Raw genomic sequence first — 13,615 nt, forward strand, 5'->3', positions numbered from 1 at the left:
AAGCTACGGCAAAACCAAGACTGTTAATCCGAGCGGGACACAGATTCGATAATGACGATTCTCGACGATGCGCGAGCGGTCGGAGAGAACGGCCCCGTCTGCGATTCCTGTCTGGGCCGGGTGTTCGCCGAGCGGAGTTTCGGCCTCACCAACGAACAGCGCGGGAACGCGCTGCGGACCGCCGTTGCATTGGCAGACGACGAACCCTACGAAGCGACCGACGTTGCGGAGTGCTGGGTCTGTGAAGGCCTCTGTGCGACGTTCGACGAGTGGGCGCAACGCGCCGCCGAATCGGTCGAGGGCATCGAGTTCGACACGTATCAGGTCGGCACGCGAACGCCGCCGCTCATCGAGGAGAACGAACTGCTCTTGCGCGAGAGCGCGGGCCTCCCCGAGGACGCAGGCGAGCAGTTCAAATCCGAGTTCAACCGCGAGGTGGGCAAGCGCATCGGGCGGCTCACCGAGACGGAGGTTGACTTCGGCCGCCCGCACGTGATGTTCACGCTCGATTTAGAGGGTGATACAGTCGAGATGCGCAACCACTCGACGTTCGTTTATGGACGCTATCGCAAACTCGAACGCGACATCCCCCAGACGAAGTGGCCGTGTTCTGAGTGCAACGAGACGGGGACGATTCGCGGCAAGCCATGTCACGTCTGTGCCGGAAGCGGGTATCGCTACCCCGAAAGCGTCGAACAGCTCGCCGCACCGCCGCTGCTCGACGCGATGGATGGAGAGGCAACCACGTTCCACGGCGCGGGCCGCGAGGACGTAGACGCGCTCATGCTCGGGACGGGCCGCCCGTTCGTGATGGAGATTTCGAATCCGAAGGTTCGCCACGTCGATTTGGCCGCGCTTGAGGACGCGGTCAACGAACAGGCAGACGGCAAAATCGAGGTTGAAGGCCTGCGCGCGTGCACCTACGAGATGGTCGAGCGCGTCAAGGAACACGACGCGTCGAAGACCTACCGCATGGACGTGAAGTTCGCGCATCCGGTGACCGTTGAAGACTTACAGGCCGCAATTGGCGAACTCGACGGCGCGACCGTAGAGCAGTACACGCCCCAGCGCGTCGACCACCGCCGGGCGAACCTGACCCGCGTGCGCGAGGTGTACGACATCGAAGGCGAACTGGTGGACGAATACCACGCAGACCTCACCATCCACGGCGCGGGTGGGCTCTACATCAAAGAACTCGTGAGCGGGGACGACGGCCGCACCGAACCGAGCTTGGCCGGCATCCTCGGCGTGAATGCCGTCGTGACCGCCCTCGACGTGCTCGCGGTCGAAGGCGAAGACGAACCGTTCGAAGCCGAGGAGTTCTTCCTCGACTAGCGGGCAGAAACGTTTTTTAGTTGCTCTGCAACGTTCGGGTGATGACTGGGCACTTTGGTGCTGACGAGGCCGGGCGCGGGCCCGTCCTCGGGTCGATGTTCGCCGCCGCCGTGAGCGTGCCCGACGAGGACGTGCTCCCGGACGGCATCACCGACTCGAAGTTTCTCACGCCCGCCCGCCGCGAAGAACTCGCAGACGCCCTCCGCGCCTCGCCGAACGTCGCCATCGGCATCGCGGAGGTGACGGTTTCGCAGATTGACGACCCCGAAACGGACCTGAACACGCTCACCGTCCGCGCGCAGGCAGACGCCCTCCGCCAGATTCTCGAAGACGATATGGAAGGCATCGTAGACGCCTGTGACACCGACGAAGCGCGCTTCGCCCGTCGCGTAGCCGGCAAGCTCGACAAGAACGTCACCCTCCGCGCGGAACACGGCGCAGACGAAAATTACCACATCGTGGGCGCGGCGAGCATCATCGCCAAAGTCGCCCGCGACGCCCACGTCGCGGAGTTAGCCACGGAGTACGGCGAGGTTGGTAGCGGCTATCCGAGCGACCCGACAACGAAGACGTTTCTCACGGAGTTCGTCGAACATCACGGCGAACTACCCGACTGTGCGCGCGCGTCGTGGCAGACGAGCAAGGACGCGCTCGCCGCCCGCGAGCAAGCGGGCTTGAGCGAGTTTTAGAGCGAAAACGGCAGGTATAGCGGGCGGGCGGACAAAGCAGTCGGCAATGTCGTGGAACCTGCTGTTCGTCGCGGGGCTGTTCGAGATTGCGTGGGCAATTGGCCTTGGCTACTCTGAGGGGCTTACGAAACCCATTCCGACCGCCGGCACCGTCGTCGCGCTCGTCATCAGCATGGTGCTCCTCGCAAAAGCCGTCGAAAACCTTCCTGTTGGGACGGCCTACGCGGTGTGGACGGGGATTGGAGCCGTTGGAACCGCGATTCTCGGGATGTACCTGTTTGACGAACCAGCGACGCTCTCTCGACTCGGCTTCATCGGCCTGATCGTCGTCGGCGTTGTGGGATTAAATCTCGTCTCGGGTGGGCACTGAGCGCGGCGGAGTTAAGTGATGATGTACTGAACGGTTCGTATGGAACGGTCTGTTCGCTACGCCCTTTCGGTCGCCGTCGCCATTGGCGTCACGGGGTTCGTGTATCTGTTTGCGCCGCCGCCTGAGACCTCGTGGTTGGTGTTGCTCGGCGTCGCCCAAGTGTACGGCGTCGGAACGGCGCTCTGGATTCGCTATGCAGAGCTGCTGCGAAGCACTGAAGGGCCGAACTGGGTGAGCGGTGCGTTCGCCGGGGTGACGACGTTCGGGAGTATTGCATTGCTGAACGGGAGTGCGACCGAGATGACTATCGGGATTGCTGCACTCGGATTCGGATTAGCGTCGTTCGGGTTCGCCGCGGGCGTGGGCTTCGAACACGGGCGAGAGGCGAGTGCAGAAATTAAAAACGAGCCGCGTTAGTCGATGTTCATCAGGTTGCGCAGCACGTCACCGTAGGCCGGGCGGGTGACGAGCACGCCGATGAGCACACCAACGATGGTGATGATGGCGAACCCTTGGAGGTCACCGAGGCTGAGCACCGCGAGCGGACTCATGGCGACGATGGTCGTCGCGGCGGCCGCACCGATGACCCAGAACGCCTTGCGGAAGCGGTCGCGGAACACGCGACTGGTCTTGATTTCTCCCGACTGGATGATTTCGTCTGCGATGATCACCAAGTCGTCCACCCCGGTCCCAATCACAGCGATGAGCCCCGCGATGTGCGAGAGGTCGAGCGCGAGGTCGATGGCCGCGGCGAAGCCGAGCAGGATGACGACTTCTGCGAGCGCGGTGACGACCATCGGCGCGGCGATTTCGAGTTTGCCGTAGCGCAGGTAGGTCATCCCGGCGACGGCGAGGACGGCGATGATGCCGGTGATGAGGCTGAACAGCTTGAACTCGGAGGCGAGTGCGGGTTCGAGGAAGTACGTCGTCCCTTCACCCTCGATGTCGAGGGATGTCGGGAGCGCACCGGCCTGCAGGTTGACCTGCAGGGCGCGCGCCTCGGACATGTTCGTCGTCGTCATCGTGAACGACGGGTCGTTGACGAAATCGCCGTTCTGGATGATTCCCGCGAGGCCGGATGACATCGACGCCGAGTAGACGACTTGGCCGTCAACGACGGTGTGCAGACAGTATCCGGGGTCGTCGGGCGTCGATTCGTACCGACAGTTCTGGATGCCCTGTTGGCTCGTGAATCCGAACTTCTGCATCCCGTCTGAGAAGTTCTGGGCGGCTTCGTCGTTCAGCGCGACGGGTACGGATGGCGGGTCGTTGCCCTGCCCCTGCTGGGGCGCGCCGATTTCGGTGAAGTCACCCTGCGTGAGCATCGAAACCTGTCGATACTCGGTCGTGCCGTTGCCTTGGGCGGGGAACTCGGCGACGATTTCGACCTTCCCGCGGTCGCCGATGAGGTTGATAACGTCAGAGCGGTTCTGGTTTGGCACCTCAATCAGAATGAACGTCTCCTCTGTGGTCTCGACCTGCTGGACCGTCCCGCCAGAGAGACCGATGCGGTTGATTTTCTCCGTGAGCACCGCAACGGCCGTTTGACGGGTCTCTGCGGTGACGCCATCGCGGATGCTTTCCTCGCTCGCATCGAGGCCCGCCGCTTGCAGGGCGCTTGCGAACTCGGCTTTCGTCACGTTGTTCGTGAACACTTCGACCGTCCGGGTCTGGGGCGCAACGCGAACGTCCGTCCGCGAGATGTTGAGTTGGGAGGCGACGGTGCTTGCGACCTCGCGGTCGTTGTCGCCGGTGACCGCAACGTCCTCTGCGGTGAAGCCGACGAGCGGCGCGCGGATGCGCGTCCCGCCGGAGAGTTCGAGGCCGTACTTGAGGTTGGTCGGTCCTGTATCAGCAGTTCCGGCTTGACCGCCGCTTGCGCCGCCGGGCGGCGCGAACAGGGCGACCCCCGAGAGGACGATGAGGATGACCAACAAGAAAATCCGCCAGTTTTCGCGGACGGAAATCATCGAGCCACCCCCTCGAATTTGTACCAGCGAAGCAGGCTCAGATTGAGCATATATGTGTTCATCAGGTCAGCGGTGAGGCCAAAGACGAGGACGATCCCAATTGACGGCAGCAACGGAATCCCGAAGAGGAACGCTGTGACCGTCATCACAGCCATCGCGGTGAGCGATGTGAGCGTCATCGTGACACCCGTACGCATCGCACGATACGTGGATTCATAGAAGTCTCCGCTTCGGCGCAGGATGTGGTTGTTGAGCAGGAGGTCAGAGTCGACGCTGTAACCAATCAGCATCAACAGCGCAGCGACCGTCCCGAGCGAGAGTTTGATGCCGAAGATGTTCATCAGCGCAATCGGAATCACGATGTCCGAGAACGCAGAGAGGACGACGGCAATCGACGGGACGAACGAGCGAAACAGGATGAAGACGATGGTGCTCATCCCGAGGAACGCGATGAGCACGCCAAGCAGCGCGAGTCGCTGGGTCTCAGCCCCGAAACTCGGGGAGCGACTCTGTGAGGACTCGACGGTGTAGCCTGCATCCCGCGCCTGTTGCTCGATGGCGGTGGCGGACGTGCCGTCATCGGTCGCTTGGAACGTCACGATGTAGGTATCGTCCGTGGAACGAATCGGTTGGATTGACTCGACCGGCGTGTCGAACGTCGCTTCGATTTGGGCCGGTGAATCGGTCGTCTGTATCTGTAATTCGGTGCCGCCGGTGAACGCGATGCCAGGGGTGACCGGCGCACCCGTCATCGCGGTCCACCCAGCGATGATGAGCAGCGCAACGGCGAGCACTCCGAGGGGCACCGCCGCCAACTGGCGGTTGGTGTACCGGGAGAAATCGACTTCCGGTACCTCGAACTCGACCATACCTGTGGGTCCTTATTCCCGTCGAATAAGCCTTCTTATACGAAATTGTAATGTGAACGAAATTCGTCCGTCCCACAAGGTGCTTGTGGATGGCACGCATAGGGGATGCCATGAGCGATGCAGCGCGCGTTGTCGTCTCCTACCCGGCAGACCTGAGCGGGTGGGGACGGGGGCAACTCGACACGCCGTGGTTCCGCGCGTATCTCACGAAAACCCTCGGGAAACCCGCCGTTGGCGACGTATACGACGAGTTTCTCGACGTGGGCTGTTGTGGCGATTCACTCGACGTGCCGCTCAGAATAGAGGCCATAGAGGGTGGCGAGCGCGTCGGCAAAACCACCGAAATCGAGTACGTAGAGCGCGAAGCCTGTGGGATTCGGGGCGGCTGGCTCGTCCAGAGTCAGGCCGCGCCTCAGGGCAAGTAACGAACCGCCACGACGCCCGCCTGCGCACGGATTTCGACGCGGTTGACCCCGAGGCGCGCGGCGCGCTCGCGGGTCGCTTGGTCTTCAAGAACGTCTTCGACGGCCGCGTCAGTTCGGTCGGCGTCGACGGTCAGGACGTGAATCTCGCCGATGCCCGCGCGTTCGCGTGTGGTGAGTTCTCCTGTTTCTTGTGCCGCAGCGAGGTCTTTTTCGAGTTGCGTCGGCGTCTCGTCGCTGCGTTCGACCGGAATCTGCCAGCGGCGTTCGACGGAGACGAGTTCCCACGACACCTCCATCGGTGGTTCGGGCGCGAGGGTTCCCTCAATGGCGTCGCCCTCCTCGATGCCGGGGTTCGACCCGAGGGTGTGTACCTGCCCGGTCGAAACGTCGGTGAGAATCGCAGACTCCGCCTCGGCGTGCGTACAGAGAAACGTGCCCGTCTGTTCCATGGGCGGCGCTAGGCGCTCGCGGGTTTTCTGCGTTTCGTGTATGCCTCAGCCAGTAAACGACTCGACCGACAGCTCCATCGATTGCTCCCGATACCGGGCGATGGTCTGTTCTGCCCACGACCGCACCTCCTCGTCTACGACCTGGATAAGTCCCCGAGGGAGGCCGCCTTCGTCGGCAATCGCAATATCGACGAGGTCGTCAGCCACGGCGACGATGAACGGAATCTCGCCGTTGTAGCGCCGGATTTCCGCCTGTCCGGAGGCCAAAATATCGCGGAACATGGACGCCATCTGCTCGTCGTTCTGGATGGTGTCGATGACATCGTGGGTGAGGATGGCGTCGATGGTCAGGTCACCGGCGGTGGTGCGCCGCCAGATGACCTCGATGTTCTGGGGGGCGGTTGCGTTCGTGAGCACCGTAAGCGACGACGCTTGGCGCTGAGTGTGAGCGGCGCGACGGTAGGGTGCAAGCGGGTCTGAGTGCGTGGGGACGGTCACCGAAGCGTCCTCGAGTCGGTCGATGTCGAAGCCGAAGTCCTCGACCGGCAGCCACGGCGCGAGTGGCTTCAGCTGGGCGACCGTCTCCATGGTTTCGAAAAATGTCTTGTACGCGTTGGCGACGAGGCGACCAAGCCCGGTCACCTCGTACTGTCGCCCACGACGACGTATCCACCCCCGGTCGGTGAGGTCTGCGAGAATGCGGCCGAGCGTCACGCGAGATGCTCCAGTCTCTGCTTCGAGTTCGTCTCGGGTGTGCGGTCGCTCTGTGACGGCGAGTAAAACGGCAGGCCGATTCTCAGACCCGGCGAGAAACGCCAAGTCGTCGAAGGCTGTGCCCATGGTGGATGCTAGGAGGGCCCACACTTAAACCGTTGACAAATTTTAACGCAGGCGGCGATGGACTGCAAAGATAAGGAGAGCGGCCAGAAGCGGTGGCAGTAGGCTCGTGAGTGGTGGCAGTGCATAGAGGAGAGAGATTACCGGCGCAAACAGCCCGGTTGGTGGGTCACGACACGTCAGCTGGCCATCGAGGACGAAGCACTCTGGCACCGAGATGACGAGGCCGATGTAGAGCGAGCACAGAAACACGTAGCCTGCAACCGCGAGGAACGTGTCGTAGTTGTCGCTCACGGGCAGGTTGCGGCGGTGGCGACGGGCGACAAAGAGGATGGGTGCGAGCAGCGGGCCGAGGACGAGAATCCCGATGACGACGTAGAACGACCGCGAGAGAGTGAGCGAACCGCCGGGAACGTTCGACGTGGCGGCGATGAGTACGATAAGCGCGAACGTGATGATGAGCGTGACGAGCACCGAGGCGAGCGAGCCAACGACGACGTACGACCGAAACAGCAGTGAGTCGCTCGCCCGAAGCGCGTAGGGAATCGCGCCGAGCACGCCACGGTAGGCGTCGTCCGACTCGTTGGTACCACCGGCTGTCATGACCCGACGTTGGCGAGCGACCCGATTAAACCACGCGATATGCTCGTTCTGTCGGGCAACCGGAGACGGCGGCTGACAGCTTCTGTCGCATACCTCTCACGGCCGTGATACACCAATCATTTTATCCTTCCACCCGAGGGGTTCCCTATGCACCTGGACGTCGGAAACGCACTCGCCTCGGTCGCAAAGCCCGGTGTGACCGAAGCGGCCCTAGAACGATTAGATGCGCGTGTCGCGCTCGCCCACGAACGCATCGAACAGGGCCGCACTGCGCACGAACACGGCTACGAAGCGCTCAACCTCCCGCAGCGAACGGACGCAGCCGAGATTCGTGACGCCGTCTCCTCGCTCACGGACGCAGAAGCCGTCCTCACCGTCGGTATCGGTGGGAGCGCCCTCGGTGCGGCCACCATCTCCACCGCACTCGGCATCGAGAACGCCTACGTCCTCGACAACGTTGACCCCGAACACACCTCCGCCGTCCTCGACAACCTCCCGCTCGACAAAACCGCCGTCAACGTCGTCTCGCGCTCGGGCACGACCGTCGAAACGCTCGCCACCTTCCTCATCGTCCGCGACGCGATGGAAACCGCAGGCGTCGATTGGGCCAGCAGGACGCTCGTGACGACGGGTGACGAGGGACCGCTCCGGGAACTCGCAAACGCCTACGACCTCCCGACGCTCAAGGTTCCTGACGGCGTTCCGGGCCGGTTCTCTGCACTCTCTGCGGTCGGGCTCGTCCCGGCGGCCATCATGGGCGGCGACATCGAAGGCGTCCTCGAAGGTGGTAGAGATGCGATGGAGTCGCTCTCTGGGTCGCTGTTCGACTCGCCTGCCTACGCCTACGGCGCGATTGCCTACGCGCTTGACCTCCGGGGGGCGCGCATCAACGCGATGGTGCCCTACGCAGAGGCGCTAGAGCCGTTCGCCGAGTGGTTCGCCCAGCTCTGGGCCGAAAGCTTGGGTAAAGACGGCATGGGCCAGACGCCGGTGCGCGCGCTCGGAGCGACCGACCAGCACTCACAACTCCAACTGTACCGCGCCGGGCCGAACGACAAGCTCGTGACGCTCGTTCGCCCGCGCGACCGCGAAGACCGCGAGATTCCGGAGACCGACGCAGAAGAGCTTGCCTACCTCAGTGGGAACTCGCTTGGCGACCTCTTAGACGCCGAGTTCCGCGCGACCGAAGCCTCGCTCGCGGCGGCGAACCAGCCGAACGTCCGCATCGAACTCGACCGCGTCGATGCGGAAGGTATCGGGAACCTGCTCTACCAGATGGAAGCCGCGTGTGTGCTCGCGGGCGAACTCTACGGCGTCGAGACGTTCACCCAGCCCGCAGTCGAGTGGGGCAAGCGCGCCGCCCGCGGCCTGCTCGGTGGTGGCGACTTCGAAGAAGCGCAGGCCGTCGCGGACAAAGAACCGTATTGGATTCAGTGAGACCGTAGCGATTTTAGCCGTCCCCGCCTACCACCCGGTATGTCACAGAGCCCTGCGGCCAGCGTAGGGGTCGCGCTCGCGGGCGTCGCCCTCGCCGCCGCGTTCCTCCCGTGGATGGGCGCGGGAACGACCGTCGCTGGCCTCACCGTCGGCAGCGTTGTCGGAGCCGCTCTCGCCGGCGTTGCCCTGCTCGCCTTCCTCCTTCGCCGCCACGAACTGCTCCCCCGGGCATGGGGCGCGCCCCTCGCGGGACTCGCAAGCGGTGCCGTCGTCTGTGCCGCCATCTACACGCTTCTCGCGCCGGCGCTCACCGATGCAACCGCTGGAGCGCTCGGCAGCGGCCTCCCAGTCGCCGCGTTTTCCGGGCTGTTCGCCCTCGGGGCGGCGGTCGCAGACGGCGCGGACATCTCCGCAAAGCGCCTCTCACGGATGGTTCGCGACGTGGCGATTGCGTCTGCGGTCGGCCTCATCAGTTTCCTCGTCGGGATGGCACTTTCTATCATCCCAACCTCGATTGTCGCAGACGTTGGCTTCGCCGTCCAGTTCGGCGTGTTCACAACCTTCTTCGGCCTCGGACTCGCCCTCTCTGCGATTGCGTATCTGAAACTCCGGGAGATTGGCCTCGACTACATCGACATTCGGATGCCGAGCAAACGCGACCTCGCCTACGCCGTCGGTGGCGTGGTCGTGCTCTATGGCGCGGCAATCGCCATCAGCATCCTGCTCCAATCGCTCGGGCTGTCGGGCGCAGAGAGTAGTATCGAGCAACAAGCGCGCGAGGGGAATCCGACGCTGTTGCTCGTGCTCATTCCGCTGTCGTGGCTCGTCATCGGCCCGGGCGAGGAACTCGTGTTCCGCAACATCGTCCAAAAATCGCTCTACGACAGCTTCTCAGAGCGCGCGGCCGTCGTCGTCGCAAGCTGTATCTTCGCGCTCATCCACATTCCCCAGTACTACAGCGCGACGAACCCCGCCTCTACGTTCACGACGCTCGTCGTGATTTTCATCCTCTCGCTGCTGCTCGGTGAGACCTACCGGCGAACCGGCAACCTCGTCGTCCCCATTCTGATTCACGGAACGTTCAACGCAGTCCAATTCTTCCAACTCTACATCCAGCTGGCTGGCAGCCCGGTCTGACGGTTGTCTGACGGAAATTTATATGTCAAAGTGTGGTACAAACCCTCATGCGCCACTACTCACTCGTCTGTGAGGACCATCTTGCAGAGCAGGTCGCTCGGCTGGCGCAAGAGTACGGTCTCACGGAAGAAGAGGTGCTCAGGCAGTTGATTTCTGCCGGGCTTTCCTCGCTCGATTAGGCACTACTTGGATTCTTACGGGTGAGTCCAGTGCCGCAAATCGGACAGCGGTCTTTGTTCTCATCATAGACGCGGCCACAGCCCTGACACTGGAACTTCCAGTCGCGCTGTTGGTCAATGCCGTCCTGTGCGATGACCTCGACGGTGACTTCGAGGCGCTCTGCGACGTTCTGCATCGCGTAGTCGTCGGTGACGAGAATGCCTTCGAGTTCGTAGGCCGCCGCAATCAGCCGGATGTCCGTATCTGAGAGCTCGGCTAAGTCGCCCGACTTGCGCGCGGCGCGCTCGACGGTTTCGACCGACTGCTCGTCGGGGATGTGGATGTACATCCCAGCGCCTTCCATCGCGTCGAAACGGAAGGCGTGTTCGGCTTCAAGCTCCTCGCGGACGAGCGGGATAGAGGCCTTCTTCGCTTGCGTATGATACTCGTGGATAAAAGCGGACGTGTCGAGAACGTGCATTTAACGACGGATGACGATGTGGTCTTTGACTGCCTGGACGCGGTTTACGGGCACCTTGAACCGCCCGCTGTCGTTGACGCTGAAATCAACGTTGCGCGTGTTGGTCTGTTCTGTTGGTTCGACGATGAGTTCGTGGAGCGACCCCGTTTTGAGGTCCATCGTGATGTTGTAGAGCATCCCGATTTCAGCCCCGTCTGAGCCCATCACGGCCTTCCCCGACAGATTCTCGGCGAGTATTTCGGGCATACCCACCAGTTCCGAGCCAATTCATATAAACGGCACGGGGATGTCTGACACCCGTCGGCCAACACCGTAGCAAACGTTGATACATCGACACTCCGTATCCTGGGTTATGGATAGACGAACCCTCCTCAAACGCGGCGTCACGGTCGCTTCGCTCTCGTTTCTCGCCGGGTGTAGCGGCGGCGGTGGCGAAGAGACGACGACAACGGCGACGACCACAACCAGCGAAACCACCACCGAGACCACAACTGCCCAAGAGACGACCACGACCGAAGCGACCACGACGACCAGCGAAACCACCACTGAGGCGACGACTACGACCGCAGAACAAACGCCCGTCCAGTCGGCCATCACCATCACGGTCGGCCAAGGCGGCAACCTACGCTTTTCGCCCACCCGCGCGTCGGTCAAAGTCGGCGGCGAGGTGACGTGGACGTGGGATTCGTCTGGTCACAACGTGCGCCCGCGTTCGCAACCAGACGGGGCGAATTGGGAGGGAACTCCCGGCGGTGACGGCACCACGTACAGTAAGGGCGAGGAGTTCAGTTTCACCTTCGACGTTCCCGGCACGTACGAATACTACTGTGCGCCCCACCAGAGCTTTGGGATGGAAGGCATCCTCGAAGTCGTCGAATAGCGCCGGAACACGGCGACACGGTCGCCGTTCACCGTCCCTGTTGTCGGAGAGCCACGAGCGAACTTGGACAGCGACACCCACGTGTACACCCTTTTGAAAGACTTTTAAGCGGAGAATTGCTGGTCTAGGTAAGAACCTTTGTTACGGGTGGATTTCATGTCGGACAATAACACACCAGATACACATTCACTGCGGACTCCCATCGTCGCCGTCCTCGGTCACGTAGACCACGGCAAGACGAGTCTGCTCGACAAGATTCGCGGCTCCGCCGTCATCGAAGGCGAAGCCGGTGCGATTACCCAGCACATCGGGGCGACGGCCGTCCCCCTAGAGGTCATCTCTGACATCGCCGGTGACCTCGTCAACCCCGATGACTTCGACCTGCCGGGCTTGCTGTTCATCGACACGCCGGGTCACCACTCGTTTTCGACGCTCCGCTCGCGCGGTGGGGCGCTCGCAGACATCGCCGTGCTCGTCGTGGACGTAAACGACGGCTTCCAGCCCCAGACGCTCGAAGCCATCGACATCCTGAAACGCACCCAGACACCCTTCATCGTCGCGGCGAACAAAATCGACACCACGCCCGGCTGGAACGCCCAGCCAGACGCGCCCGTACAGGCGACGTTCGACAAGCAGTCAGACCGCGCCCGCCAGAAGCTAGAGCAGAAACTCTACGAAGTCATCGGCAACATGAGCGACGCGGGCTTCTCGGCCGATTTCTACTGGCGCGTCCAGAACTTCCAGAAGAACATCGGTGTCGTCCCCGTCTCCGCGCTCACCGGCGAAGGCGTGGCCGACCTCCTGACCGTCCTGATGGGCCTCTCCCAGCGCTACATGAAAGAGGCCATGGAAATCGACGTGACCGGCCCCGGCGCGGGGACGGTCCTCGAAGTCAAAGAAGAACGCGGCTTTGGCGCAACCCTCGACGTGGTGCTCTACAACGGGAGCGTACGCGAAGGCGACACCATCGTCGTCGGTGGGAAAAACGACCCCATCGTGACCGACGTGCGCGCCTTGCTGAAACCGCGCCCGCTCACCGAGATTCGCACCGAGAAACGCTTCGACCGCTTCGACGAGGTGACCGCGGCAGCGGGTATCAAAATCGCCGCCCCCGACTTAGACGACGCGATGGCCGGTGCACCCGTGCGCGTCGTCCGCGACCGCCCAATCGAGGAGGTCATCGAGGAAGTCGAAGCCGAACTCTCCGAAATCGACGTCCACACCCAAGACGACGGTGTGGTCGTGAAAGCCGACACCCTCGGCAGCCTCGAAGCAATTGCGAGCGCACTCAAGGAGGCAGAGGTGCCCATCATGCGCGCCGAGGTCGGTGACGTTGCCCCGCGCGACATCTCCGTCGCCTCCACCGCAGACGAAGAGCTGAATCGCGTCATCCTCGCGTTCAACGTCGGCATCTTAGACGACGCAGAACGCCGCGCAGAGGAATCGGAGGTCAAAATCTTCGAATCCGACGTCATCTACCAACTCATCGAGGACTACGAGGAACACGTCGATGAGATCAAGCGCGCCCAGCAAACGGCCGTCCTCGACAAGATTCGCCGCCCGGCACGCTTCCAGATTCTCCAAGACCACGTCTTCCGCCAGTCGAACCCGGCCGTGGTCGGCGTCGAAGTGCTCTCGGGAACGCTCAAGCGCAACACCCCGGTCGTTGACTTCGAAGGCGCAGAACCGAAGCGCGTCGGCATGGTCAAGGGCATCCAAGAACAGGGCGAAGACGTAGACGAAGCCCGCGCCGGAACCCGCGTGAGCGTCGCCATCGACGGCCCAACCGTTGGCCGCCAAATCGACGAAGGCGACACGCTCTGGGCGGAACTCCCCGAGAAACACGCGAAGATTCTCGAACAAGAGCTGAAAGAGGACATCCCGGCAGACGAGCGCGAGGCGCTCAGCATGTACCTCCAGAAACACCGCAAGCGCGACCCGTTCTGGGGGAAGTAGCCTCAGAAATCGGTTTTG

Annotated in this window: 17 protein-coding genes; 10 read left to right on the forward strand and 7 right to left on the reverse strand. The window is 62.6% G+C overall.

Annotation, left to right across the window (positions count from 1 at the left end; translation table 11 throughout):
* Nucleotides 1–51: 51 nt before the first annotated feature.
* The 4 genes from V5N12_RS00475 to V5N12_RS00490 are packed head-to-tail and all read left to right on the forward strand — an operon-like array spanning nucleotide 52 to nucleotide 2,811.
* Entirely contained in the window at nucleotides 52–1,335 is a 1,284-nt protein-coding gene (locus tag V5N12_RS00475) for a tRNA pseudouridine(54/55) synthase Pus10 (RefSeq protein ID WP_332897187.1), read from the forward strand.
* Between the two features lie 41 nt (nucleotides 1,336–1,376).
* A complete protein-coding gene (gene rnhB / locus V5N12_RS00480; RefSeq protein ID WP_332897188.1) occupies nucleotides 1,377–2,024 on the forward strand; it encodes a ribonuclease HII in 648 nt (215 codons plus the stop codon).
* Nucleotides 2,025–2,070: 46 nt separating this feature from the next.
* The gene (locus V5N12_RS00485) at nucleotides 2,071–2,394 is read left to right on the forward strand and encodes a DMT family transporter (RefSeq protein WP_332897189.1); all 324 of its coding nucleotides are present in this window, start codon (nucleotides 2,071–2,073) and stop codon (nucleotides 2,392–2,394) included.
* Between the two features lie 39 nt (nucleotides 2,395–2,433).
* Nucleotides 2,434–2,811: a hypothetical protein gene (locus tag V5N12_RS00490; RefSeq protein WP_332897190.1), complete on the forward strand. Its 378-nt coding sequence runs from the start codon at nucleotides 2,434–2,436 to the stop codon at nucleotides 2,809–2,811.
* On the opposite strand, the gene V5N12_RS00495 is transcribed toward V5N12_RS00490, so the two are convergent.
* Together V5N12_RS00495 and secF are read right to left on the reverse strand one after the other, a co-directional pair.
* Nucleotides 2,808–4,364, reverse strand: coding sequence for a preprotein translocase subunit SecD (locus tag V5N12_RS00495; RefSeq protein WP_332897191.1), 1,557 nt, complete (start codon nucleotides 4,362–4,364; stop codon nucleotides 2,808–2,810). The genes V5N12_RS00490 and V5N12_RS00495 overlap by 4 nt on opposite strands.
* On the reverse strand, nucleotides 4,361–5,233 hold the full coding sequence (gene secF / locus V5N12_RS00500; protein WP_332897192.1) for a protein translocase subunit SecF: 873 nt from the start codon (nucleotides 5,231–5,233) through the stop codon (nucleotides 4,361–4,363). Before secF ends, V5N12_RS00495 begins: the two co-directional genes overlap by 4 nt.
* 110 nt (nucleotides 5,234–5,343) lie before the next feature.
* Here secF and V5N12_RS00505 point away from each other — a divergent pair, with 110 nt between their 5' ends.
* Nucleotides 5,344–5,658, forward strand: coding sequence for a hypothetical protein (locus V5N12_RS00505; protein ID WP_332897193.1), 315 nt, complete (start codon nucleotides 5,344–5,346; stop codon nucleotides 5,656–5,658).
* Here V5N12_RS00505 and V5N12_RS00510 read toward each other — a convergent pair.
* From V5N12_RS00510 to V5N12_RS00520, 3 genes are read right to left on the reverse strand one after another with little or no spacing between them, the layout of a single operon-like run.
* Entirely contained in the window at nucleotides 5,646–6,107 is a 462-nt protein-coding gene (locus tag V5N12_RS00510; protein WP_332897194.1) for a DUF5812 family protein, read from the reverse strand. The two genes, V5N12_RS00505 and V5N12_RS00510, sit on opposite strands and share 13 nt — an antisense overlap.
* Before the next feature lie 45 nt (nucleotides 6,108–6,152).
* Nucleotides 6,153–6,947, reverse strand: coding sequence for a helix-turn-helix transcriptional regulator (locus V5N12_RS00515; RefSeq protein ID WP_332897195.1), 795 nt, complete (start codon nucleotides 6,945–6,947; stop codon nucleotides 6,153–6,155).
* 42 nt (nucleotides 6,948–6,989) lie between these two features.
* Entirely contained in the window at nucleotides 6,990–7,547 is a 558-nt protein-coding gene (locus tag V5N12_RS00520) for a hypothetical protein (protein ID WP_332897196.1), read from the reverse strand.
* 147 nt (nucleotides 7,548–7,694) lie between these two features.
* Here V5N12_RS00520 and V5N12_RS00525 point away from each other — a divergent pair, with 147 nt between their 5' ends.
* The 3 genes from V5N12_RS00525 to V5N12_RS00535 are packed head-to-tail and all read left to right on the forward strand — an operon-like array spanning nucleotide 7,695 to nucleotide 10,300.
* A complete protein-coding gene (locus V5N12_RS00525) occupies nucleotides 7,695–8,984 on the forward strand; it encodes a glucose-6-phosphate isomerase (protein WP_332897197.1) in 1,290 nt (429 codons plus the stop codon).
* Between the two features lie 39 nt (nucleotides 8,985–9,023).
* Nucleotides 9,024–10,121, forward strand: a complete 1,098-nt coding sequence (locus V5N12_RS00530; RefSeq protein WP_332897198.1) for a CPBP family intramembrane glutamic endopeptidase — start codon at nucleotides 9,024–9,026, stop codon at nucleotides 10,119–10,121.
* A 32-nt stretch (nucleotides 10,122–10,153) separates the two neighbouring features.
* Complete coding sequence (locus V5N12_RS00535; RefSeq protein ID WP_332897199.1) at nucleotides 10,154–10,300, forward strand: CopG family transcriptional regulator; 147 nt, start codon at nucleotides 10,154–10,156, stop codon at nucleotides 10,298–10,300.
* Here V5N12_RS00535 and V5N12_RS00540 read toward each other — a convergent pair.
* Nucleotides 10,297–10,761 carry an NOB1 family endonuclease gene (locus tag V5N12_RS00540; RefSeq protein WP_332897200.1) on the reverse strand — a complete coding sequence of 155 codons (465 nt, stop codon included), beginning with the start codon at nucleotides 10,759–10,761 and terminating at the stop codon, nucleotides 10,297–10,299. The two genes, V5N12_RS00535 and V5N12_RS00540, sit on opposite strands and share 4 nt — an antisense overlap.
* Complete coding sequence (locus V5N12_RS00545; protein WP_332897201.1) at nucleotides 10,762–11,007, reverse strand: PRC-barrel domain-containing protein; 246 nt, start codon at nucleotides 11,005–11,007, stop codon at nucleotides 10,762–10,764.
* Nucleotides 11,008–11,113: 106 nt separating this feature from the next.
* Here V5N12_RS00545 and V5N12_RS00550 point away from each other — a divergent pair, with 106 nt between their 5' ends.
* Complete coding sequence (locus V5N12_RS00550; protein ID WP_332897202.1) at nucleotides 11,114–11,641, forward strand: cupredoxin domain-containing protein; 528 nt, start codon at nucleotides 11,114–11,116, stop codon at nucleotides 11,639–11,641.
* 156 nt (nucleotides 11,642–11,797) lie between these two features.
* The gene (infB, locus tag V5N12_RS00555) at nucleotides 11,798–13,597 is read left to right on the forward strand and encodes a translation initiation factor IF-2 (protein ID WP_332897203.1); all 1,800 of its coding nucleotides are present in this window, start codon (nucleotides 11,798–11,800) and stop codon (nucleotides 13,595–13,597) included.
* The last annotated feature ends 18 nt before the right edge of the window (nucleotides 13,598–13,615 follow it).

Source organism: Haladaptatus sp. CMSO5, from assembly GCF_036689885.1.
Lineage (GTDB): Archaea > Halobacteriota > Halobacteria > Halobacteriales > Halococcaceae > QDMS2.

Bases quoted from the DNA above. Each gene is read 5' to 3' on its own strand.
- V5N12_RS00475 (WP_332897187.1), top strand. From the start codon at position 52: ATGACGATTCTCGACGATGCGCGAGCGGTCGGAGAGAACGGCCCCGTC.
- rnhB (WP_332897188.1), top strand. From the start codon at position 1,377: ATGACTGGGCACTTTGGTGCTGACGAGGCCGGGCGCGGGCCCGTCCTC.
- V5N12_RS00485 (WP_332897189.1), top strand. From the start codon at position 2,071: ATGTCGTGGAACCTGCTGTTCGTCGCGGGGCTGTTCGAGATTGCGTGG.
- V5N12_RS00490 (WP_332897190.1), top strand. From the start codon at position 2,434: ATGGAACGGTCTGTTCGCTACGCCCTTTCGGTCGCCGTCGCCATTGGC.
- V5N12_RS00495 (WP_332897191.1), bottom strand. From the start codon at position 4,364: ATGATTTCCGTCCGCGAAAACTGGCGGATTTTCTTGTTGGTCATCCTC.
- secF (WP_332897192.1), bottom strand. From the start codon at position 5,233: ATGGTCGAGTTCGAGGTACCGGAAGTCGATTTCTCCCGGTACACCAAC.
- V5N12_RS00505 (WP_332897193.1), top strand. From the start codon at position 5,344: ATGAGCGATGCAGCGCGCGTTGTCGTCTCCTACCCGGCAGACCTGAGC.
- V5N12_RS00510 (WP_332897194.1), bottom strand. From the start codon at position 6,107: ATGGAACAGACGGGCACGTTTCTCTGTACGCACGCCGAGGCGGAGTCT.
- V5N12_RS00515 (WP_332897195.1), bottom strand. From the start codon at position 6,947: ATGGGCACAGCCTTCGACGACTTGGCGTTTCTCGCCGGGTCTGAGAAT.
- V5N12_RS00520 (WP_332897196.1), bottom strand. From the start codon at position 7,547: ATGACAGCCGGTGGTACCAACGAGTCGGACGACGCCTACCGTGGCGTG.
- V5N12_RS00525 (WP_332897197.1), top strand. From the start codon at position 7,695: ATGCACCTGGACGTCGGAAACGCACTCGCCTCGGTCGCAAAGCCCGGT.
- V5N12_RS00530 (WP_332897198.1), top strand. From the start codon at position 9,024: ATGTCACAGAGCCCTGCGGCCAGCGTAGGGGTCGCGCTCGCGGGCGTC.
- V5N12_RS00540 (WP_332897200.1), bottom strand. From the start codon at position 10,761: ATGCACGTTCTCGACACGTCCGCTTTTATCCACGAGTATCATACGCAA.
- V5N12_RS00545 (WP_332897201.1), bottom strand. From the start codon at position 11,007: ATGCCCGAAATACTCGCCGAGAATCTGTCGGGGAAGGCCGTGATGGGC.
- V5N12_RS00550 (WP_332897202.1), top strand. From the start codon at position 11,114: ATGGATAGACGAACCCTCCTCAAACGCGGCGTCACGGTCGCTTCGCTC.
- infB (WP_332897203.1), top strand. From the start codon at position 11,798: ATGTCGGACAATAACACACCAGATACACATTCACTGCGGACTCCCATC.